Origin of the sequence: Bacillus horti (genome assembly GCF_030813115.1) — a bacterium.
GTDB classification, from domain to species: Bacteria; Bacillota; Bacilli; order Caldalkalibacillales; family JCM-10596; genus Bacillus_CH; species Bacillus_CH horti.
Genome location: NZ_JAUSTY010000001.1, coordinates 297,437 through 320,095 on the forward strand (window position 1 = coordinate 297,437; position 22,659 = coordinate 320,095).

At 39.9% G+C, this 22,659-nt stretch carries 18 protein-coding genes and 1 pseudogene; 9 read left to right on the forward strand and 10 right to left on the reverse strand.

The annotated features are described in order from the left end of the window. Positions 1 to 121: 121 nt before the first annotated feature. From J2S11_RS01390 to csaB, 3 genes are read left to right on the forward strand one after another with little or no spacing between them, the layout of a single operon-like run. Positions 122 to 2,008, forward strand: coding sequence for an FAD-dependent oxidoreductase (locus J2S11_RS01390; RefSeq protein WP_307389891.1), 1,887 nt, complete (start codon positions 122 to 124; stop codon positions 2,006 to 2,008). A gap of 32 nt (positions 2,009 to 2,040) precedes the next feature. Beyond that, a complete protein-coding gene (locus J2S11_RS01395; protein WP_307389893.1) occupies positions 2,041 to 3,999 on the forward strand; it encodes a DUF5693 family protein in 1,959 nt (652 codons plus the stop codon). Next, entirely contained in the window at positions 3,989 to 5,092 is a 1,104-nt protein-coding gene (csaB, locus tag J2S11_RS01400; RefSeq protein WP_307389895.1) for a polysaccharide pyruvyl transferase CsaB, read from the forward strand. The genes J2S11_RS01395 and csaB overlap by 11 nt, the downstream gene beginning before the upstream one ends. A gap of 254 nt (positions 5,093 to 5,346) precedes the next feature. Here the strand turns inward: csaB and J2S11_RS01405 are convergent, their stop codons facing one another. The 4 genes from J2S11_RS01405 to tkt all read right to left on the reverse strand — a co-directional run bounded on the left by J2S11_RS01405 (position 5,347) and on the right by tkt (position 10,965). After that, complete coding sequence (locus J2S11_RS01405) at positions 5,347 to 5,760, reverse strand: DUF350 domain-containing protein (RefSeq protein WP_307389897.1); 414 nt, start codon at positions 5,758 to 5,760, stop codon at positions 5,347 to 5,349. Positions 5,761 to 5,809: 49 nt separating this feature from the next. Further along, entirely contained in the window at positions 5,810 to 8,167 is a 2,358-nt protein-coding gene (locus tag J2S11_RS01410) for an endonuclease MutS2 (RefSeq protein WP_307389899.1), read from the reverse strand. A 227-nt stretch (positions 8,168 to 8,394) separates the two neighbouring features. Beyond that, positions 8,395 to 8,814: a YugN family protein gene (locus J2S11_RS01415; protein ID WP_307389902.1), complete on the reverse strand. Its 420-nt coding sequence runs from the start codon at positions 8,812 to 8,814 to the stop codon at positions 8,395 to 8,397. Between the two features lie 153 nt (positions 8,815 to 8,967). After that, positions 8,968 to 10,965, reverse strand: a complete 1,998-nt coding sequence (tkt, locus tag J2S11_RS01420; RefSeq protein ID WP_307389905.1) for a transketolase — start codon at positions 10,963 to 10,965, stop codon at positions 8,968 to 8,970. A 265-nt stretch (positions 10,966 to 11,230) separates the two neighbouring features. On the opposite strand from tkt, the gene J2S11_RS01425 reads away from it, so the two are divergent. Together J2S11_RS01425 and J2S11_RS01430 are read left to right on the forward strand one after the other, a co-directional pair. Further along, a complete protein-coding gene (locus tag J2S11_RS01425) occupies positions 11,231 to 11,326 on the forward strand; it encodes a YjcZ family sporulation protein (RefSeq protein ID WP_307389908.1) in 96 nt (31 codons plus the stop codon). 72 nt (positions 11,327 to 11,398) lie between these two features. Beyond that, a complete protein-coding gene (locus J2S11_RS01430; protein ID WP_307389911.1) occupies positions 11,399 to 11,584 on the forward strand; it encodes a YjcZ family sporulation protein in 186 nt (61 codons plus the stop codon). Between the two features lie 107 nt (positions 11,585 to 11,691). Here J2S11_RS01430 and J2S11_RS01435 read toward each other — a convergent pair whose 3' ends face one another. Continuing rightward, positions 11,692 to 13,200 carry a leucyl aminopeptidase gene (locus tag J2S11_RS01435; protein WP_307389913.1) on the reverse strand — a complete coding sequence of 503 codons (1,509 nt, stop codon included), beginning with the start codon at positions 13,198 to 13,200 and terminating at the stop codon, positions 11,692 to 11,694. 228 nt (positions 13,201 to 13,428) lie between these two features. On the opposite strand from J2S11_RS01435, the gene J2S11_RS01440 reads away from it, so the two are divergent. Beyond that, positions 13,429 to 13,905: a divergent PAP2 family protein gene (locus J2S11_RS01440; protein WP_307389914.1), complete on the forward strand. Its 477-nt coding sequence runs from the start codon at positions 13,429 to 13,431 to the stop codon at positions 13,903 to 13,905. Positions 13,906 to 14,077: 172 nt separating this feature from the next. Here J2S11_RS01440 and J2S11_RS01445 read toward each other — a convergent pair. Beyond that, a pseudogene (locus J2S11_RS01445) lies at positions 14,078 to 14,470 on the reverse strand (3D domain-containing protein); the annotation flags it as partial. Positions 14,471 to 15,270: 800 nt separating this feature from the next. Here J2S11_RS01445 and ilvD point away from each other — a divergent pair. Then, positions 15,271 to 16,959, forward strand: a complete 1,689-nt coding sequence (gene ilvD / locus J2S11_RS01450; protein WP_472924659.1) for a dihydroxy-acid dehydratase — start codon at positions 15,271 to 15,273, stop codon at positions 16,957 to 16,959. A 100-nt stretch (positions 16,960 to 17,059) separates the two neighbouring features. On the opposite strand, the gene J2S11_RS01455 is transcribed toward ilvD, so the two are convergent. The 3 genes from J2S11_RS01455 to J2S11_RS01465 form a co-directional block, all read right to left on the reverse strand. Continuing rightward, on the reverse strand, positions 17,060 to 17,386 hold the full coding sequence (locus J2S11_RS01455) for a YuiB family protein (RefSeq protein ID WP_307389915.1): 327 nt from the start codon (positions 17,384 to 17,386) through the stop codon (positions 17,060 to 17,062). Positions 17,387 to 17,537: 151 nt separating this feature from the next. After that, positions 17,538 to 17,708: a YuiA family protein gene (locus J2S11_RS01460; RefSeq protein WP_307389918.1), complete on the reverse strand. Its 171-nt coding sequence runs from the start codon at positions 17,706 to 17,708 to the stop codon at positions 17,538 to 17,540. 275 nt (positions 17,709 to 17,983) lie between these two features. After that, positions 17,984 to 19,180 carry an NAD(P)/FAD-dependent oxidoreductase gene (locus J2S11_RS01465; RefSeq protein WP_307389923.1) on the reverse strand — a complete coding sequence of 399 codons (1,197 nt, stop codon included), beginning with the start codon at positions 19,178 to 19,180 and terminating at the stop codon, positions 17,984 to 17,986. A 471-nt stretch (positions 19,181 to 19,651) separates the two neighbouring features. Between J2S11_RS01465 and J2S11_RS01470 the strand changes: the two genes are divergently transcribed. Next, entirely contained in the window at positions 19,652 to 20,653 is a 1,002-nt protein-coding gene (locus J2S11_RS01470) for an NAD(P)/FAD-dependent oxidoreductase (protein WP_307389925.1), read from the forward strand. A 183-nt stretch (positions 20,654 to 20,836) separates the two neighbouring features. Here J2S11_RS01470 and J2S11_RS01475 read toward each other — a convergent pair whose 3' ends face one another. Continuing rightward, positions 20,837 to 21,094 (reverse strand): aspartyl-phosphate phosphatase Spo0E family protein, encoded by a 258-nt coding sequence (locus tag J2S11_RS01475; protein WP_307389928.1) that lies wholly within the window; start codon positions 21,092 to 21,094, stop codon positions 20,837 to 20,839. Between the two features lie 419 nt (positions 21,095 to 21,513). Here J2S11_RS01475 and mqnE point away from each other — a divergent pair, with 419 nt between their 5' ends. Continuing rightward, the gene (gene mqnE / locus J2S11_RS01480; RefSeq protein ID WP_307389932.1) at positions 21,514 to 22,614 is read left to right on the forward strand and encodes an aminofutalosine synthase MqnE; all 1,101 of its coding nucleotides are present in this window, start codon (positions 21,514 to 21,516) and stop codon (positions 22,612 to 22,614) included. Positions 22,615 to 22,659 lie beyond the last annotated feature (45 nt).

Here is a 22,659-nt window from a genome sequence, read left to right on the forward strand (position 1 = left end):
ACATATAGGATCTTGAGATCAAACGTCTTAAGATCCTATCTTTAATGCTAGAGTCATGTCTGATATGATAGAGAGGGTCGTACATACCATAATTAAATGAGAAGATATAGAGGAGAAAATGATGAAGAAGAAAATAGTCATTGTGGTTTGCTTACTTGTGTTGGCTATCCCACTTGTTATTTACGGTGGATGGAAGGTAACAGAGTGGAGAGCTATGCGTGCCCTAGGTGGAGTTAGCTTTGAGGTTGAGGAATATGTTAAAAATATTACTCAGCAGGAATATGATGTGATTGTCGTTGGGGGTGACCCTGAAGGAGTTGCTGCTGCTGTAGCAGCAGCTAGAGAAGGAGCAAAAACATTATTGCTTGAGCCTCGTGATGGCTTGGGTGGATTAATGACCTATGGTGCCCTTAATTTTATCGATTATGATTTTGATATGAATGATGATATTGCCAATGAAGGTGTTTTTAAAGAGTGGCATGAGCTTGTAGGTGGACAGGTTGTCTTTGATATTGAGACAGCGAAGGATGCGTTTCTAAAGCTCGTACAGGATGAGGAAAATATCGATTTAAGTCTCACTACTGAAGTACTTGAGCCGATTATGAGCGAGGATGGGACAACTATTCTAGGTGTTGTAGCTGAGGATGAAAATGGAACTCATTCCTACTATGGACAACGAATTATTGATGCCACACAGCATGCTGATTTGGCAGCAATGGCTAATGTACCTTACTTTATTGGGGGAGCTGATATCGGTCTAGAAAACCGAAAAATGGCTGTAACACTTATGGTTCACCTTGATAACGTTAATTGGGATGGAATCGCCTATACTGCTCTTACAAAAAAGTTTGGAGAAGCAAAATTTACTCAAACAGCAGCATGGGGATTTGTTGATCTCCATCACGCCTATACTCCGGTGGAGGAAGGAACACGATTAAGAGGGTTAAATGTTGCTAGACAGAGCGATAATAGTATATATATCAATGCGTTGCATATTTTTGATGTTGATGGACTAGATCCTGCATCTATTGAGGAAGGCATTGAGCGTGGAAAAAGAGAAATTGAAGGAGTTGTTCAATTTCTAAGAGAAGAATTTCCTGGCTTTAAACGAGCCGAAGTTGCTAGCTATCCAACTGAGCTATATATTCGTGAAACTAGACATATTTATGCTGAATATCAGCTACCTATTGTAGATGTTTGGGAGCAAAAGGATCATTGGGATTCTATTGGCTTTGGTTCTTACCCGGTAGATATTCAAGCTACATCTGTACATGACTATGGATATGTTCTGACTCATCCAACTCAATATGCCATTCCATTCCGCTCTCTAGTACCACTAGAAATAGATGGATTATTAGTAGCAAGTAAGTCATCAGGATATTCCTCCTTAGCGGCAGGAAGTGCAAGGATCATTCCTACTGGGATGAGCACAGCTCAAGCAGCTGGAGTGGCAGCAGCGTTATCCATTCGTGAGGATATTAGCTTTAGAGAGCTGGCAGCAAATAGACCACTCATTAATGAATTACAGGAGCTACTTAAAGAACAAGGAGCCTTACTCTATGCTTACGATCTTGATTTCCCATACAAAGGGAAATGGTTCTATCCAGCGATTAAAAAGCTACTTACTTACGGCCTAGTTTCAGGAGGACACCAAAACGATTTACATGTTGAAAATACAATGAGTGAGCTGGAGTTTGTCAATCTCCTGACCAACGGATTCCAACGCATTTCACCGCAGGCTTATGAGAATCACGCAAGTGGTTTAAGTGATATTCATTTAATGGCTCAAAAGGATAAGACTCCATTAAGCCGTAATCAAGCTTCTCGTTTTCTGTTGACTGTATTTGGAGAATCTAGAGAAGGGGACGCATGGGCCAAAGTTGTTGACCAAGATCTTGTTGATGAAGAAATTGTTAATAGGTTGGTCGAAGAAAAGAATCTTTTAAGAAGTGAAGGCTATGTTGTCGTTGCTCATATTCTTCAAAAGATTGAACAACTATATCAGTAATTCATTTAAGTTATCTTTAAAGGGAGAATCATATGCTGAAAAAAATATTATGGAGTGTTGTCATCCTTTCTATATTAGCTTCATTTCCACTAATCATAGACCGCTATCATAATGAAACATCAACAAAACAGGTAGAGGTTGTCGTTGATTACGATCGTCTTGAAAGATTAAGTGCTCGATCTGTTGAAAACATGAGTGTGGAAGAAATGCTTGATTTTCTAAAGCAAATCGGTGTAACCTCAGTCGCTATACATGAGCAGTCTGTTCGTGAGTTTGTCGATAAAGGAATGGTTCAGCTATATACAACAAATCATCTCAATTTATTTGAGGATGGGGAAGCTTTACCAGAAAATCATTCACTGATTTTATTCTCTACCCACCTGACCGATGATCAGGTCGCCCGCTACCAAGAGATGATTATACGCTCCATGCCCGATCATGCGACAGCTATAACCTGGAGAGAAAATCAGGGTATTCTTGTCCAAAAGACGATGTCAGCTATCCAAAATCATATTGTTGGATTTGATTTTGAAAGTGCTGAGCTTATTAAGGCTCACGGCTTACAAATAGTCGCGAGGGTTTATACAGCACGTCCATGGCAGGAGGAGTGGCTAGATGAGCAATTTGCTCGCTTAAATGAGCTAGGTGTCCGTACCATTGTCTATAATGGTCGAGAAGTCCTTGGCTTTGAAGAGCGCGAGCATTTGGAGCAGACTGCTGAATGGTTTAAGCAATATGGAATGAATATGGGTATGATTGAATTCCATGAGCAAATCGGCGACAAGCGCATGAGCTCTTTAATCGATGATCAAGTTATACGCCTATTAAGTATATCGGAGGCAACGATTAACTCTGACCCGCTATATTCCATTGTTGATACTTTATCTCTAGCTGTATTAGAGAGAAATGTGCGCCTAGCTTATCTGAACCTACCATTCCCTAGTGCTAGTCAGCCTAATATGGAGGCCGAAGACGTCCTTAAGAAAGCGAATACCATTGTGCATGAGCTTTATCAAAATATACGTTCAAAGGGCTATGATTATGGTGTTGCTTCACCTTTCATAAGCTTTGATTTAAAGGAACGTGGCTGGCACAATATCGTTTTAATTATTGGTTCGCTTGCTCTGATCAGCTTGCTAGCCGCTCAATATCACAGGTTCTTAATCTATCTTCCCATTCCATTGGGATTGTTAGGCTATCTAGCTGCTAGAATGTTGGATATGGTTCAGTTGGTCCATCAGGCCTTTTCTCTTGCTACTGCAATCGCTGCTCCTACATTAGCTACGATTCTCATCTATCAATGGGCTATGAAGCATAGGGAAAGCTTTAAAAAGGGTTGGTTATGGAGCTTATTGTTTTTTGCTCTTTCATCTATCATTAGCTTATATGGTGCCGTTGTAACTGTCGGACTGCTCAACGGTCTTGAATTTGTAAAATATCTCGAACAATTTAGAGGCGTTCAGGTTTTATATTTTATGCCATCAGTCTTATTTGTCATCTATCTATTTATGAATCACAGTGTAAAGCTTCTCTGGGAGCGAATATTGAAGGTTTATCACACACATGTACAGGTTAAACACATCATATGGGTAGGTTTACTCATTGCCGCTGTCGGGTATTATTTATCACGTTCAGGGAACGAAGGCGTTACTCTTCCATATGAATTGGAGTTCAGACAGCTCCTTAATGATATCTTTGGTGTGCGCCCTCGTACAAAAGAAGTACTCTTAGGTCATCCCCTCTTTATCCTTGCTACATATCTAGTGATAAGATACAAAAAGGGCGCCGTTTTACTAGCAGGAGGAATTATTGGCCAGATGTCTATAGTAAGTACATTTACACATCTACACACACCACTGTTAATCTCACTAGAGCGAACAATAGTAGGACTGCTATTAGGTGCTGTGATTGGTCTTGTCCTTATCCTACTGTGGCATGTCTTTGAACGTATATGGAGAAAAAGGGAGCGACAACAGACTCATGCAAACTAAACGTATTATGCTTTCTGGTTACTATGGCTTTAATAACGCGGGAGATGAAGCGATCCTGCTTTCCATCCTCCAATCCATTCGCAGTCTAGACGAACATGTGGAATTCATCGTGTTATCCGGAAACCCTGCAAAAACGGCTGAGCAATACGGTGTTCATGCCATTTCACGAACGGACGTGATGGAGATTTGGCGATGCCTGAAAAATGTGGATCTGTTCATTAGCGGAGGCGGGAGTCTTTTGCAGGATAAGACGGGGACTTTTACGATTCCATACTATCTTGGGGTCGTCCAGCTGGCTCAATGGGCAAAGGTTCCTGTGGCTATTTATGCTCAAGGAATTGGTCCCGTTTATCGATCTTTATTTCAAAAATGGATTAAAGCCGTTTTTAAGAAGGCCCAATATATATCCGTAAGAGATCCTTCCTCGAAGAAACTCTTAGAAAGCTGGAAGCTACCTAGTGAGAAAATTGATCAGGTCATTGATCCAGTGTTTGTCCTGCAATCTGATGAATCAGAACGGGTAACTGAGCTTTTATCGAAGGAAAGTATTACTTTGAAGCAAAAACCAATCATCTTTGCCATTCGTCATTGGTCAGAGGGTAAGGATGACATCCTTCAGATCGCTAAGGTCTGTGATCAATTAGTTCAGGATGGCGAAGAGGTATTGCTCCTTCCGATGCATTATCCTGATGATGCTGAAGCGGCTTGCGATATTATGGCAAATATGACACAGCCGGTTCATCTTTTGCAGAGAGAATATACGCCACAGCAATTGATTGATATCGTATCTTCAGGGAAATTGATGGTTGGTATGAGGCTACATGCGCTTATATTTGCAGCTGCAAGACATGTCCCATGTATAGGAATCTCCTATGATCCGAAAATCGATGCTTTTATGCACTTGTTAGAGGATCAATCAACAAGTGTTTCTGGCCAAATTTCTGCCGATCTTCTTTACGCAAAAATTAAGGATGATCTTACTCATTACCAACAGCGTCAGGAACAAACAGCTAGCATAGCTAAAAAATTATTAGAACAAGCCAAAAAACCAGCTAGGGAAGCCTTAAAGCTTATCCAACAAGGAAGCGTCTAGTTCCTAACCTAGCAACAGCCATTTTATTGCATAACAAAATAAAGCCTAGAGCTGTTAAGGAAACAGCTTTAGGCTTTATAGGTTAAAAACAATTATTAAATTCTTATTTTTAATTAGCAAAAAACAATAGATAAATGGAACCTCCAGCAAAAAACAGAAGACTACATATTAATAAAATCTTCCCGAGCTTTTCAAAAACCATTTTTCCAACACCTCACTTTGGCCTCAAACCAACCCGACTGAACAAACAAGCTTTATAAGGTACTAATACTCGCACCAATAACAAAGGATAGACCTATAGAAATAAAGGCAGCTAGTAATCCAACAGCACGATTGTCTTTCTCAATTTCCTCATCTACTTTAAAACGTGGAGTTAGAAATTCAAAGATGAAATAGGCTACTAATAATAAGAAGAAGCCAAAGATCCCCCATACAATCATTTGAAAAAGCGTATCCGAGTGCATAATGGAAAAACGAAAAACGTTAGCAATTCCAAATATCTTTCCACCCGTTGATAGGGCTACAGCAACATTTCCTTCTTTAATTTGCTTCCAATTATTGTACCTCGTTACCATTTCAAAGATCGCCAGAAAAACAATGATGGCAAGTAATGCTATGCTAGAGTGAGCGGCTACTATGACGTAAGGATTTTGTAAAAATTCCTCCATACGTGTTCCCCCTTATTCCTAAGTTCATTCGTTTTTGTATTCTTTAGTTTTATTTTAATTCAACAACGGTTACGCCACTTCCTCCTTCTCCTGCTCCACCTAAGCGAATCTGCTTAACCGCTCTATGCTTACGTAAGTAGTCTTGGATTCCTTTTCTAAGCTGCCCTGTTCCTTTACCGTGAATGACATACACCTGATGATAGCCAGAGAGAAGGACTTGATCTAAATAACGATCTACATTAATCATTGCCTCATCGGTTGTTTGACCCCGAACATCCAATTCGAGCTTAGTTGTATCATTATTGGTTTTAACCGTTGCTTTTGGGGATACCTTAGGAGTTTCTTCCCGCTGAATTTTCTCCATTTGATCCTGTTCAACCTTCATTTTCATGATCCCAATCTGTACCTGGTACTCACGCTCTGAAATCTTCTCAACGATATGTCCTTTTTGACCAAACTTATGAACAAAAACCTCATCACCTACTGAAAGCTTTTGCTTAGTAGCTGTTTTCCTTTTCGTTTGGCTTGTATTTTGTACCTTAACCTTTGATTCTCGTAGTCCTTCAAGCTTTTTCTTCGCTTCGATCAGCACGTGTTCTTTGATTACTTCCTGCTTTTTGGCCATATCTCTCAGTTCATTAATGACATCATCCGCATCCTGCATTGCCTTGGCAAAATAAAGCTGTGCTTCACTTTCAGCTTCCTCTACCCTTTTCTCTTTTTCACGCTCTATTTGCTCCTGTTGCTTTTGAAGCTTAGCCCGTAAGGAAGCAATCTCCTTCTTCAGTAGCTCTGCCTCTAAACGATCCTTTTCAGCAAGCTTTTGATTCTCCTCAAGTGAGGCAATCATAGCCTCTACCCTTGTGTCATCTTCTCCAATTTGTCCTTTGGCTAAGTCAATTATATAGTCGCTAAGACCTAATCTTTTGGCTATAGAGAAAGCGTTACTTCTTCCAGGCACGCCAACTAAAAGACGGTAGGTAGGACGCAGTGTCTCTACATCGAATTCAACACTTGCGTTCATAACCTCATCCTTAGAATATGCGTATGCTTTAAGCTCACTATAATGAGTGGTAGCTACAACACGTGCCCCTCTTTGATGAACATCATCTAGGATAGACATTGCTAATGCTGCTCCCTCGGTAGGATCTGTTCCTGCCCCTAACTCATCAAAAAGAATGAGACTACCACTATCCATTTCTTTAAGAATGGATACAATATTTGTCATATGCGAGGAAAACGTACTTAAGCTCTGTTCAATACTTTGTTCATCTCCAATATCCGCATAAATGGAGGAGACAACAGCAATTTCAGTCCCCTCTTCCGCAGGAACAGCTAAACCTGAGCAGGCCATTAGGGTAAGTAGGCCAAGTGTCTTTAGTGTGACCGTTTTACCACCCGTATTAGGCCCTGTAATAATAAGAGACGTATACTCCTCCCCCAGCTCGAAAGTAATAGGAACGATATGCTCTATTGGAATAAGTGGATGCCTAGCCCTTTTAAGATGAAAATAGCCTTTCTGGTTAAGCTTAGGTTGAACCGCCTTTAGTTGACCCGCATAAAACGCTTTAGCAAAAGCAAAATCAAGTTCGATTAGCTGAGTTACATTCTGACCTAAGGCTGTCACCTCTTCAGCAACAGCGGCAGATAGCTCAAGAAGGATTTTTTCAATCTCTTTTTCCTCCTTAAGCCTTGCTTCACGTAATTGATTGTTAATCGCTACTACAGCGTCAGGCTCTATAAATAACGTGGCTCCAGAGGCCGACTGATCATGGACAATGCCTCCAAAGTGAGTTCGATACTCTGGCTTAACAGGAATACAATACCTCCCATTTCTAATGGTAATAATCGTATCCTGAAGCATCTTTTGCACGGAGGATGAGCGTGTCATTTGCTCTAGTTTTTCTTTTGATCTAGCTTCAAACGTCCTGATCTGTGAGCGAACATGCCGCAACGCAGGACTTGCCGAATCCAATACATCGCCATGCTGATCAATACAGGAATGAATCTTCTGCTCAAGCGGACGAAGTGAGCTAATGAGGCTAGCGTATCCTTTTAACCTCGGTAGTTCTATCTCTTCTAGACCTTCTATGAAATTTTTTAATTGTCTTCCACCGTATAAAGTACTAGCTGTATCTATAAGCTCAGAGGCGTTAAGCATGCCTCCAATTTTTGCTCTTTTAATGGTTGCTCTTATATCCTTAATCCCACCTAAGGGAACTTGTCCTTTTAACCGAATTACTGTCATCGCTTCATAGGTTATAGCCTGCGCTTCATGAACTTCATCATATTCGAAGCTAGGTACTAGCTGCTGAGCTCTTTCCTTCCCTAAAGAAGACGATGCGTGGGTGTGTAGTTGATCCAAGATTTTATTGTATTCCAACACTTTAAGAACACGTTCTATCACAATTAAGTCCTCCTACGTGATCATTCATATTTATACCGATTCCATTATAGCATAAGTGAGCTCGGTTAGGCGTCTACTTGGCTTTGAATAAAGGGGGGTTAAATTAATGCAAATCTTATAAAGAGCAACAAATACAAGCCAAATAAAAAACGCGTATCACTGAGGATATGCGCTGTATCTTCCTAACTTATTTGTCTAAGTTATTTGTCTAACTTATTTTAATTGACTCATCTTTTGAAGCTCGCTTGAAAATCTTCCTCCAAACGCCTAATTATCTCCCATGTTGAATCAATTTCATCTTGCTCCAGAGATGCATCGGGATCCTGTGGCTCAGCAAATTGATTTAAGGAAGCGTTAGCAAGTGTAACATGAACATGATCGTCATTCCCGATCTGATACTTGTGCCTTAATAAAAAGGGTGTTCCTATTTTCACTCTTGCTTCATCTTCCCCAAACGTACCCTCTTGAACGATGATGGGAATTCTGATAAATAGATACCCAGGTGAATCAGCTATCTTTTTGTCAAAATAACCGTGATCGTACTCCCAATTCCCTCCCTCATCATACCCTTTTTCTTGTAAAAACCTTTTAATCTCACCAAAGCTCCCTTGAAAATTCTCTAATGATGTATGTTCAAAAGCAAACATGGTAGAGTCTCATCTCCTTAAGTAGCTATCCCTCTTACTTTTACCTAACCTCTTCATTTTCATTCATTTTTGCAAGGAACAAAAAAACCCTTGAGCTACATTTTGCAGCCAAGGGTTTGGAGAATCCATTCATAACGATGCTTCAATCTTGAATTATTTTAATAAAGCTTTTGCTTTTTCTACAACATTCTCTACACTGAAGCCATATTCGTGCATAATTTTATCTCCAGGTGCAGAAGCTCCAAAGGTTTCGATTCCAATCACTTCACCCTCATCTCCCACATATCTTTCCCAGCCAAGCGGATAGGCCATTTCAATAGCTAAACGCTTTTTGACCTGTGGTGGAAGAACTTGCGCCTTGTACTCTTTGCTTTGACGCTCGAATAAGTTCCAGCTTGGCATGCTTACCACTCTTACAGCATGTCCTTCTTTCTCCAATTCAGTCTTCGCTTCTACGGCTAGACTTACCTCAGAGCCAGTTGCTAATAAAAGTAGGTCAGGCTCTCCTTGAGAATCTGCCACAACATAAGCACCCTTACTTACTTGCTCAAAGCTGTTTTGTGTTCCTTCAAGAACAGGTAGTCCCTGTCTTGTTAAAATGAGCGCAGTTGGCTCCTCTGTCTGTTTAATAGCAAATTTCCAGGCGGCTAACGTTTCATTTGCGTCAGCTGGTCGTAGCACTGTCAGTCCTGGAAGTGCACGAAGAGCTGCCAGCTGTTCGATCGGCTCATGAGTTGGTCCATCTTCCCCTACAGCGATACTGTCATGAGTGAAGACATATGTTACAGGTAGCTTTTGGATAGCCGCCATACGTATAGCTGGCTTTAGATAATCAGAAAAGACGAAGAATGTACCACCATAGGCTTTCAGACCACCATGTAAAGCAATACCATTCATCGCTGCTCCCATGGCGTGCTCACGAACTCCAAACCATACATTACGTCCACTGTAGTCAGCAGAACTGAAATTATTCTCACCCTTAAGCAGGGTATTGTTTGAACCCGCTAAATCAGCAGATCCACCAAATACAGTTGGAACTGTTTGAGCAATAGCGTTTAGCACGTCACCAGAGGCAGCCCTAGTTGCTATTTTCTTTCCTAGCTCAAAGCTTGGTAGCTTAACTTCCCAATCCCCTGGTAGGCGATCTTGAATAGCTAGCTCTAATTGGGCAGCTAATTCAGGATGAGCCGCTTTATACCCATCAAACAAGCGATTCCAATCTCCCTCTAAAGCCTTACCCTTACTTGAAAAGCTTGTAAAGTGCTCACGAACATCCTCGGATACATGAAAATCCTCTTCATGTTCCCATTTGTAATATTCTTTTACAAGCTTTGTTTCATCAGCTCCAAGTGGCTTACCATGAGCTTCACTAGTGCCCTGACGGTTAGGACTACCGTAGCCGATAATTGTTTTAATTTCTATTAGTGTTGGCTTGTCTGTTTCCTCACGAGCCGCTTCAATAGCCTTAGCGATATCCTCGGTCTGATTTCCATCCTCAACACGAAGATAATGCCAGCCAACTGCTTCAAATTTTTGCTGAATATTTTCAGAGAAGGAAAGGTGTAAATCTCCATCTAATGAAATATCATTGGAATCATACAAGACAACTAGCTTTCCTAGCTTCAAATGTCCCGCTAATGAAATAGCCTCTGACGCTATTCCCTCCATTAAATCACCATCACCACATAATGCATATGTAAAGTGATCGACTACATCAAATCCCTCACGATTATAAGTTGCTGCTAAATGACGCTCAGCCATAGCCATCCCTACTGACATGGCTATCCCTTGACCTAAAGGACCTGTGGTAGCTTCAACTCCAGGTGTATGCCCATACTCAGGATGTCCAGGTGTTTTACTATTCCATTGCCTAAAATTCTTAAGATCCTCTAAGCTTACGTCATAATCAAACAAATGTAACAAGCTATACAAAAGCATTGAACCATGACCAGCTGATAACACAAAGCGGTCCCGATCAAACCACTGTGGGTTTTTAGGATTGTGCTTCAAATATTTACTCCAAAGCGTATAGGCCATAGGAGCCGCACCCATTGGAAGCCCTGGATGGCCTGAATTTGCTTTATCTATCGCATCGATAGAGAGTGTTCTTATTGTATGAATCGCTCTTTCTTCTATATGTTGATTCGACATGATTTCCCTCCTAGTCATTTAAGTCTAGTCTACCCTTATATATGATTATCTCATTACTGTTTAGTAAAAAGCAATCTATCCATATGAAAATACTCGTACAATTACTTCACGATGGCAACTATTTTTTTGATCTGGCCAGTTTTATCATGTTAAAGCTTAAGCCATTAAAAATCAGCTAATGCCCTATAGCCGTCTATAGTCATTTGACATACGATTAGTAGTGGAAAGGTCCTAAAATATTATATGAGAAGGAGTGCAGTTGAATATGGGTCATGTAGCACCATTTAGCGGTTTTACATTAATCGTTGTGTTATTCATTTTGTTAATTATCGTAGGTTGTGGGTGTGGATTTACCTATTAGAGAAAAGTCTTTCTCCCTATAACCATTGACACAACTTACTATGGGGTGAGAGAGCAAGGAGGATGAAGATTCATGGGACAACATCATTGGTCTGACCACTCTTGGCAGCACGGTCACCATAGCTATCAGTCAACCCATTGTGGACCTTGCGATTATGGATACCCTAGCCAAGGCTTTGGTTCTGGTTTCTCTCTAATCGTTGTGCTGTTTATTTTGCTTATCATTATTGGAGCCGGTCTATGGACAGTAGATGGTTGATCACTATTTTGAAGTAAAAAAGCTACTTTAGATACATGTATAGAAAAAGAGTGAGAGGCTATACAGCCCATCACTCTTTTTCATTCCGACAATTTCCTAGGAAATAGTTATTTTTTCTCAGCGTGTCGATCAGCAAGTACAGATAATGTTCTAACCATCACTCCTGTACCGCCTTGCTGACTTAGCTCTGAGCTTTTACCTGTCCATGCCGTTCCAGCAATATCTAAATGTACCCATGGTGTATCCTCAGCAAATTCACCTAAAAATAGTCCCGCAGTTATACTACCAGCCGGTCTTCCAGGTGCATTATTTAAGTCAGCTACATCACTAGACTTAACAAGCTCTAGGTATTCGTCAAAGTTAGGCAGCCTCCATACTAGCTCTCCCGCTTCATGGGAAGATTCTAGTACATCAATCATGAAGTCCTCATCGTTTGTAACAGCACCTGTTGTTGTATGCCCAAGCGCAATAATAATTGCACCAGTTAGGGTAGCTAAATCGACAATGTAGTTAGCTCCCAATTGTTTTGCATATGTGATTCCATCCGCTAAAATAAGTCTTCCCTCAGCGTCCGTATTTCTAACCTCAATCGTTTTCCCACTTAATGATGTAATCACATCACCTGGTTTTAACGCTTTGCTTCCAGGCATGTTTTCACTTGACGGAATGACAGCTAAAATGTTGCATTCAGGCTTAAGCTGACCAATGACCTCCATTGCTCCAAGTACTGCTGCACTCCCGCCCATATCCATCTTCATCTCGTGCATACTGGCAGCTGGCTTTAAGGAAATACCGCCTGTGTCAAACGTTAAGCCTTTTCCAACAAAAGCTAACACGTCATCCCACGTTTCCTTACCTTGATACTTGAGTACAATCATCTTAGGAGGCTGTGCGGATCCTTGAGCAACAGCAAGCAATGCACCCATACCTAGCTTTTCCATTTCTTCTCTTTCTAATATGGAATACTCCATTCCGTAAGTTTCTGCTATATTCACCGCTTGTTCAGCTAATTTTGTTGGAGTCATTAGGTTTCCAGGAGTATTCACAAGATCTCTAGCTAAGCATGTTCCTTTAGCGAAGGCAAGTCCCGTTTGAACACCAGCCTCAACCTCCTCAACATCCTCAGAGCATACAAGAATAGAGACTTCTTCTAAGCCTTTAGTATCTTTTTTATCAGTCTTATAGTTCTCAAAAGTATGGGAAGCTAATACAATACTTTCAGTTAAAGCATGAGCCACTTCATTACTCGTATATGTATCGTGAGTAAAGCTCTCAAGGCAAACGGCAGCCGTAGCTAATCCAAGCTTATCAGCTTGCTTCACTGCAGCTCCAATCGCTTGATTCAAGCCTTTAATTGTTGCTTTCTCTACCTTTCCTAACCCGACAAATACAACCTTTTTATGAGGAGCTTTATTAAATAAAGGAACAACTGTTACGGTCTTCTTTTTGCCGATTCCAGCATCCTCTTTCAAAAGAGATGAAAGCTGCCCTTCTAAATGAGCATCAAGCTCCTTAAAGCACTCTCCTTTGGGTTCACTATTCTCATAATACCCGATGAATAGCAGTTCTGCTTGCTTTCCATCTGTTGATTGCTTTTGATAAACGTTTATGTTCATTCCCAAACACCTCCATAGAAATTTCCTCTTTTAAGTATACACCATTCGAGCTTCTTAGCTCATTTCTTCATTATACTTGAACTTTAAGAGAACGAAAATACTTCGCCTATCTAATTTTTATTTCATTCATGATTATCCATTCTGTTTTCCGGGCAAAAAAAGAAAAAAGATGTCTTAACTTCATGCAGATTAAGGTATAATTAATAATATAGAAAGGAAGGGCTTGGTATGGACATTTTTTTCAATATCCCTCTTTTAACAGCTTTACTAGCTATAGGGATTGCACAATTTATTAAGGTACCTCTATACTATATTCCTAATAAGAATTGGAACTGGGGTCTTATTTTTAGTACAGGTGGTATGCCTAGTTCTCATTCAGCTGCTGTTACAGGATTAACGACTGGTATTGCCCTTGAGTACGGTGTGGATTCTCCTCTTTTCGCCATTTCAACTGTATTTGCAATTATTGTTATGTTTGATGCTGCTGGTGTTCGGAGACATGCTGGAGAGCAAGCTGTTGTGATTAATCGACTGGTAGATGATTTTAATCAAATGCTTCGGGAAGTAAAGAATTGGAATGTACAAACGGAGCAAATGAAAAGAATTCGTTTGAAGGAGCTTTTAGGTCATCAGCCTATAGAAGTGTTAATGGGTGGATTATTGGGAATTGGGATTGGGATAGCATTTCATTTTATTGTTAACTAATAACTTTTGGAGAAACTCACATACTTTCCCTTCATGATTAAACGATTGATCTTGTTAATAAAAATGGTTAAGTTAGAGTGACTCTTTACCATTCAGAAAGGCAGTTCCAAGGTACATTTGACCTAAGAGCTGCCTTTTTAAGTTCTATTTGCCTCAGTATGAAAAGGATTGCTTATTGTTCAATAAGTTGCTCTACTTTATATACATTCATAGTTGCATCATCATTTAATTCATCAAGCCAGCTTTCTGACATCTCGCCTTCTCCATGTTGAATGACATACACGTCAAGTGTTTTCTTTCCCCAGAAGCGATACACATCATCTACTGTTTCAAAATACAAATCAATCTTATTTCCTTTAATAGCTCCACCAGTATCGGCTACAACACCATACCCATAATTAGGAATGTATAGGATCGTGCCTAACGGAAAGACGGTTACATCTGCAGCAATAGTGGAATACAGATCTCTCCTCACCTTTACTCCTGAGAAAGTAATTCCGTATCCAGGGTGATCCTCATACTTACCTGTGGATTCAAAGCCTGCCGTATATCCAGTAGCGAGTACATTTATCACTTCAAATTGCTCTAAGTTTAAATTGGCCTCTATGGCTGCCAGATCATAATTAATATCAAGTAGAGAGTCTATGCTACTTTCCTCTTCTTGTACATGGTTATCAAAAAGCTCTGCTTCAAAAGACTCCTCTTCATCTGTTTGTATGTCAGGGGCTTCAGCCTCTTCTGCAAAACTCTCTGAAGTTTCTTGATGATCATTCTGCTCCGTTTCTTGATCTTTCCTATTCAAGATAGAGCTATCATCCTCTAAAAAACCTTGTAGCACAAGCTTTGAATGATCAGAATCAATCATCGAATCAAATTCATTTTTGCTCATGATTATTTGCTGCTCTTTTATACTAAGTGGCAATGGCTTATACATCAATAGCTCTTCCTCAAGTATCTCATCAGTTTCAAGTTCCTGAGAGATGAAAGGTGCATCTAATACAACCTGTTTTGAAAAGCCCGTCATCCATAACACTGAGGAAAGCACACTTAAACTACAAAACACAATAAAGCATAGAATTAAGCTTATTTGTTTGATCTGTTTCATCTGTATATTCCTCCTCTCCTTCTTCATACTCTCCAGTTCTCTGAAGGAATATACATAAGCGCAAGTGAGCCTATCTCCAAGTAGAAACAGCAAAAAAAACATGTTACAATAAACTACATTGGCTTAAGGGCTAGTGAGATGTTCACCTCACTTACCTTATTTTGTTTGAATTTTTTTTCTTTTTAGAGTAATGTTTCATAATAGAATCTGTGTCTTGGTTCTACTAGCTTAACCAATCAGTCAGGGGGAAACTTTTAGTTATGACACAAATGGGAAAAATGCGAAGTGATATGATTAAAAAGGGGTTTGACCGTGCTCCCCACCGCAGTTTGTTACGTGCGGCAGGAGTTAAAGAAGAGGATTTCGATAAACCGTTTATAGCGGTTTGTAATTCTTATATTGATATTGTGCCTGGACACGTTCATCTTCAGGAGTTTGGGAAAATTGTTAAAGAAGCGATTCGCGAGGCAGGCGGCGTTCCTTTTGAATTTAATACAATCGGTGTGGATGACGGGATTGCCATGGGGCATATAGGTATGCGTTATTCTTTACCAAGCCGTGAAATCATTGCTGACTCGTTGGAAACAGTTGTTTCTGCACACTGGTTTGATGGAATGGTATGTATCCCTAACTGTGATAAAATTACACCAGGCATGATGATGGGAGCGGTTCGTGTTGATATCCCAACCATTTTTGTCAGCGGCGGACCAATGAAAGCAGGTAAGGACAAGAATGGTCGCTCCATTTCCCTATCTTCTGTATTTGAAGGAGTAGGGGCATTTCAATCTGGGAAAATTGACGAGAAGAGTCTTGAAGAGCTAGAACAATACGGCTGTCCAACCTGTGGCTCCTGTTCAGGGATGTTTACCGCTAACTCGATGAACTGTCTAGCTGAGGGACTTGGACTTGCCCTACCGGGTAACGGAACAATTCTTGCGGTAGCAGAGGAACGCAAGGATTTTGTCAGACAATCGGCTAAGCAATTAATGGAGCTGATTAAGCGCGACATCAAACCAAGCGATATTGTTACTATTGATGCGATTGATAATGCGTTTGCTTTGGATATGGCTATGGGAGGGTCAACTAACACCGTTCTACATACACTGGCCATTGCTCATGAAGCGGGAATTGACTATCCAATCGAAAGAATTAACGAAATTGCTAAAAGAGTTCCACATCTGGCCAAAATTGCACCGGCATCTGATTACCACATCGAGGATGTGCATAACGCTGGAGGAGTCAGCGCCATTATTCATGAGCTACTGAAAAAGCCTGGAGCTCTTAATGGTGATTGCATTACTGTCAGTGGTAACAAGCTTAAGGAGAATGTAGAGGGCTGTGAAATCCTAGATAAAGATGTTATTCATCCGATTGATAACCCTCACAGTCAAGAGGGAGGGCTGGCTGTACTCTTCGGTAATCTGGCACCAAATGGCAGCATCATTAAGGTAGGAGCTGTTGATAAAGAAGTTGGCGGGCGCCACGAAGGTCCAGCAATCTGCTTCGACTCCCAGGAAGAAGCGTTATCAGGAATTGCTAGCGGAAAGGTTAAAGAAGGACATGTTGTGGTTATCCGCTATGAAGGTCCTAAGGGTGGACCTGGGATGCCGGAGATGCTCGCACCTACCTCACAAATTGTGGGCATGGGGCTTGGCGCTAAAGTTGGCTTAATTACGGACGGAAGATTCTCTGGTGCTTCTCGTGGAATCAGCATTGGTCACATTTCTCCAGAAGCCGCTGAAGGTGGCCCAATTGCTTTTGTCGAAGATGGAGACATCATTGAGCTAGATCTTGTAAACCGGAAAATTGAACTGAAAATCAGTGATGACGAAATGGAAAGACGTAAGACCAATTGGAAAGAATTTGAACCAAAAGTGAAAACAGGATACTTGGCTCGGTATTCTAAGCTTGTGACAAACGCTAGCTCCGGGGGAGTACTGAAAATATAAAGTATTATAATATCACAATATGAGAAAGGGACAGCCCCGTCTTTAAGACTTATGGGAACTGTCCCTTTCTCCTACCTCAGATTATTTACTTTGCTATCCATTAAAACATTCTATAGCCTCTGCTTCGTAGCATTCTAATAATGACTCCACTTAGCAATGCACCAACTAATCCCGCCAATAGGATAACATAGTCTACAAACAACAGCTCCGTAAATCTAACTCCCAAGCTAACTAGACTATCTAATGGCTCTTTAAAATAACTGGCTATTGGTGTCTGGTTCACCATAATAATTAAAACAATGGGATAAATAATTGCCCCAGGTAACCAGGTTGTTTTTAACAGCATATTAAGTATAAAGCCTATACCAAAAAATAAAATAACAAATAACAAAACTGATATAGCTATCTGAGCCGGCATTAATGGCATATCGTTCACCTCTTCATATGTACCATTTTAACACAACAAGTTTACTTTTTTTGTGTCATTTCGTCAAACAAAAAAGCTATCTGATTTTAGATAGCATTCACACGTCAATTCTCTTTTATAAGCATTTTGCTTAATAGTCTATAAAATGACCTTATTTTAGTTGAACGGAATATAGCTTTACCTTCTTCTCTGAAGGAAGCATCCTCCATTTCTTTGATCCCTGACATTCAAAGCAGGTTTCTGAGCCACCTAATAATAATTGAACATATCCATGATCATGACAGCTCTGACACTCCACTTGTGCTGATTTATGCTTAAGCATGGCTTCTCCCTCCCTTAAGGTTTAAAAACAATAGTAACAGATAACATTTAATTTTTAAACCTTGTAAATTTTCTGAATTTAACCATTTTCCTTTATGTAAGCGGATACATGTTAGATTATCTTCCCTTATCTTAGTGTTATTTCGTCTGTTTGCTTTCATTCACAAAGCCGACAAAAAAGCTACCTCAACGAGGCAGCTTTTTTTATTTGTTATTTATCTAATCCAGCTTAATTCACTCTCATAGAATGTCTGTATTGTGCTATGAATCCCTCGATTAGAAACGACCTTTTCTTAGAACTAAAGGAATACCACCGATGATAAAGAGATAACGTAAATCAATCACCTTTTTCATCAGGGCTGCTATAGGACCTGTAAGCTTCATGTTACCCACTACTCCGATCGCCTCACCGTTGCCTAAAGATGCTACTGTTCCTTTTATTTCTGGCTTAAAGGCACGCATTAATCTTGGCTGGTTACGAATCATAGCAGCTAAATTATACGCTACATTAGCCCCTTGCTGCATGGCAATTTGAGCGGTTGGAGGATAAGGACGATTAATTTCTTCATTAATAATTAAAGCACAGTCTCCGACAATAAAAATATTCTCATGACCAGGAGCTTTTAGATATTCATCCACCTTCACTCGTCCACGCATCGCTTCAATACCTGCTGCTTCTACAAGCGAATTCCCTCGAACTCCACCAGTCCATACTACTGTAGCAGATTTAATCTCTTCACCTGTACCTAAAATTACCCCATCCTCAGTACATTCCTGAATCGGCACATTTAATTTAAATTCCACACCTTTTTTCTCTAAAATGTCCACAGCGTAATTTACAAGCTCTGGATCAAAACCTGGTAATACAGTAGGTGAAGCCTCCACATTGTAAAGCTTCACTAGTTTAGGATCCACATCATATTCCTTGCACAGCTTTGGTATACGATCTGCCAGTTCACCTAAGAATTCAATCCCAGTAAAACCTGCTCCCCCAACCACAAAAGTAAGGTAATCCGTTCTTTCAGGCTCATTTCTAAATTTAGCAAAATGATATTCGATATGTTGTTTAATATGCCGTACACTATTAATGTTACGGATACCAAAAGCATATTCCTTTAATCCTTTAATTCCAAAGGTTTCTGGCTCACTACCCAAACCTACAATTAGATAATCATATTCAACCTCTTCGTTCTGTAAAACAACCTTTTGCTCTTCTGTTTTGATTTCAACCACAGTATCCTTGATAAAATGAACCTTCTTGCTATCAATAAGCTCTTTAATATTCACACGTGCACGATCATGGTGCATAGTACCAGCAGCAGGCTGATGTAGCTCTGTCGTAATATAATGGTAATCATTATTGTTTACCAGTGTGATTTGAGCTTCATTATAATGTAATGTTTTTTGCAGATTCAAGGCACTGACTACTCCCCCATAACCTGCTCCAATAATTAAAATCTTTGGTGCACTCATCCCGATCACTTCACTTCCGCATTTTTTATATGAAAAGCTTCTATCGAAGCCCTTCGAGAAATTAGCCTAGTCCACATTAGAGGTAGCTTTCACACAAAATATGCAAGTGACGCTAAGCAGCTAAAGCTGCAAGTCGTCCTATGTCCTGCAGTCAGAAAGTATAAAATACATATATAGTTGGTGTTTATAAAATCCCCTTTGTTTGTTAAAACATTCACAACCTAATCAAAAAAAAAGAAACTCCACGAAACGACTACATTTTTAACTCCACTACTATAATAGACATAAAATCGATATTTTTCAATAGAAAACTAGAGAAATGTAACAATTTTCTTTTACTACGCTTACAATTAATATTATAATAGAAAAAGCTTCGGTTTAAAGCCTTCTCGATGGTGACAATCTTTATACTTTTTAGAGGACTATACGTAGGAATAGTCATGGTCTGGTATTATTCATGGAGGTGATGACATGTCTGAATTAACACGTGATGAAAACATACGCGATATTACGATTATCGGGGGCGGTCCTGCAGGGATGTTTGCTGCTTTTTATGCAGGGATGCGGCAGGCTAGCTGTAAAATTATTGAGAGCTTACCTCAGTTAGGTGGACAATTAGCTACTCTATATCCTGAAAAGTACATCTATGATGTAGCTGGCTTCCCTAAGGTTCGTGCTCAAGAGCTTGTTGATCAATTAAACAAGCAGCTATCGCTTTTTGAAACGTCAACAGCGTTAGGAGAAACGGTTGAAACGGTTGAAAAGCTAGCTGATCAAACTTTTGAAATTCGCACAAACAAGGGAATTCATCTTTCTCGATCTGTTATTATTACAGCAGGATGTGGAGCGTTCCAGCCACGTAAGCTTGAAAATGAAGGGGCCGAGCGTTATGAAAAAACGAACCTTCATTATTTCGTAAACGATTTGTCTTCCTTTGCCGGAAAAAATGTTCTTGTTTGTGGTGGTGGAGATTCTGCTGTGGACTGGGCCTTAATGCTTGAGCCTGTAGCAGCCAATGTTATCCTGACACATCGAAGAGACAAATTTAGAGCTCATGAGCATAGTGTAGAAAACTTAATGAGTTCTAAGGTACAAACTAAAACTCCTTACCAGCTAAATGAATTAATCGGTGAAGATCGTATTGAAAGGGTTATCCTAGAGCATGGCAAAACAGGTGAGATTGAAGAAATTGATGTGGATGCTGTTATTGTCAATTATGGCTTTATTTCTTCCCTTGGCCCTATCCAAAACTGGGGTCTTGAAATCGAAAAAGGCTCCATTGTAGTCAATTCACGAATGGAGACAAATATTCCGGGAATTTATGCAGCAGGTGATATTTCTACGTACCCTGGAAAAATTAAGCTAATTGCCGTTGGGTTTGGTGAGGCTCCTACAGCTGTTAACAACGCCAAATCATATATAGATCCAAATGCTAAGGTACAGCCTGGACATAGCTCAAATATGAAGATATAAAAGATTGTACAATTAGACCATTGAGAATGCTGCCATTATTTCATTATTCGTAAATAAAACGTGGAAAAAGGAGATGCTTGTCTCCTTTTTTGTCACCACTTCTTTTTCTTCGTCTTAATCTTCGTGCTTTCAGCTTCTACCCATCATTCTGCTTTTTCCCTTAAAAACCGAATTTTTCAGCTTTTAGCCCACTGATGCAGCCAGCGTGTATGCATGAATCGCCTTTTTCGACTCTTTAATTTTCATATTTCTATTCAGTTTTATAACGGCCTCTGGCTGTGTTTCTGAAGAAAGTAAATAATATTTGTTTATCCTATTGTGAAGCACATCTATTTGTTGACTTAGCTTAAGGACATCTGGATGCAGTAATCCTTCCTTTTCAGCAAGTTCATTCATTTTTTTACGTAATCCTTCTAATTGACACATCAACATTTTATCCATCGTACTTCCCTTTCTACTCCTTACAAATAATTTCAGACTAACAAAATCTATTCTACAAAATTTTTGAGCCTCTGACAAACATATTTTTCCACTAGTTTTGTCTAAAGCTGTCATTTCTGATGAATCTTTAAAAAACATATTATTTTGAATTTTAAATCTATTTATTTTCCTTGTAACCTAATTTCTATAGATTTATAATAAAAGAGAATCATAATGTCTATTTACGGCCTGTTTACAGGTTTGTTTTTTTGAAAGATATGTGCAGATGTTCACAACTGTTAACTCTGGATAGGTCTAGTAAGCCCTATATTATATGTGGAGCTTAACATGTGAGCGTCATCATTTTGTAGGAGGCCTACGACCCTCCTGCACAAAAGGATACGAGTCCTATGCGTGTCCATAATTAGGAGGAGAACTTAATGAATGTGACTTTAACAGACACAGACCCTAGCTTACGCCAAATAGTTGAAAAAGTTTATGACGGAGAACGTCTGACATTAGAGGATGGTGTCAAGCTTTATCATTCCCCGGATATTTTAACCATCGGTCAATTGGCTAACCATGTCAATATGAAGAAAAATGAAGATCGTGTCTATTTTATTGAAAACATGACGATCTACCATACAAATGTGTGTGAAGCGCATTGCCGCTTTTGTAACTTTAGAAAAGATCCTGGTGAAGAAGGCTCTTATACGTATACTGGAGATGAGCTTGTTGAGCAAGTAAGACAGAAGATTTCTCCTACCACTAGAGAGCTACACATGGTAGGTGGACATAATCATACTCAGCCTTTTGAGTATTATGTAGATATCGTACGTAAGCTTAAACAGGCTTTTCCTCATGTGACAATGAAAATGTATACCCCTGCTGAGATTGAGTTTTTCTCTAGGATTGCAGGAATATCTACGTTGGATGTTCTAAAAACATTAATAGACGCTGGATTAGAAACAATGCCTGGAGGTGGGGCTGAAATCCTATCTGAGCGCTATCGTTTAAAGATGAGTCCTGATAAGGTCAGCTCTCAGCAATGGTTAGACATCCATAAGGAAGCTCATCAGCTTGGTTTAAAAACTCATGCCACGATGCTGTATGGCTCCATTGAAACGATTGAGGAGAGAGTTGAGCATATGCTTCAGCTTCGTCAGCTACAGGATGAAACGAATGGTTATATGGTGTTTATTCCTTTAGCTGTCCAGCCTATTAGTGCTAATGCTGGTATTAAACGTAGAACATCTGCCTTTGATGATATCAAAACAATAGCTATCAGTAGATTAATGCTAGATAACTTTAATCATATTAAGGCGTACTTCATTAATATTGGAACACAGCTTACACAGCTCGCTTTGTCCTTTGGTGCTTCTGATGTGCACGGCACTCTTATAGAGGAAAGAATTAGTCATGCCGCTGGAGCCCTTACTCCGGCTGGTTTAACTCGTGATGAGCTTGTATGGCTCGTTAAAGGGGCTAACAAAAAGCCACTTGAGCGAGACACATTTTATAATGTGATTAAAGAGTATTAAGAACAGCACCTTATTGACTGATATAGGCGACTTGGTAGAGTCGCC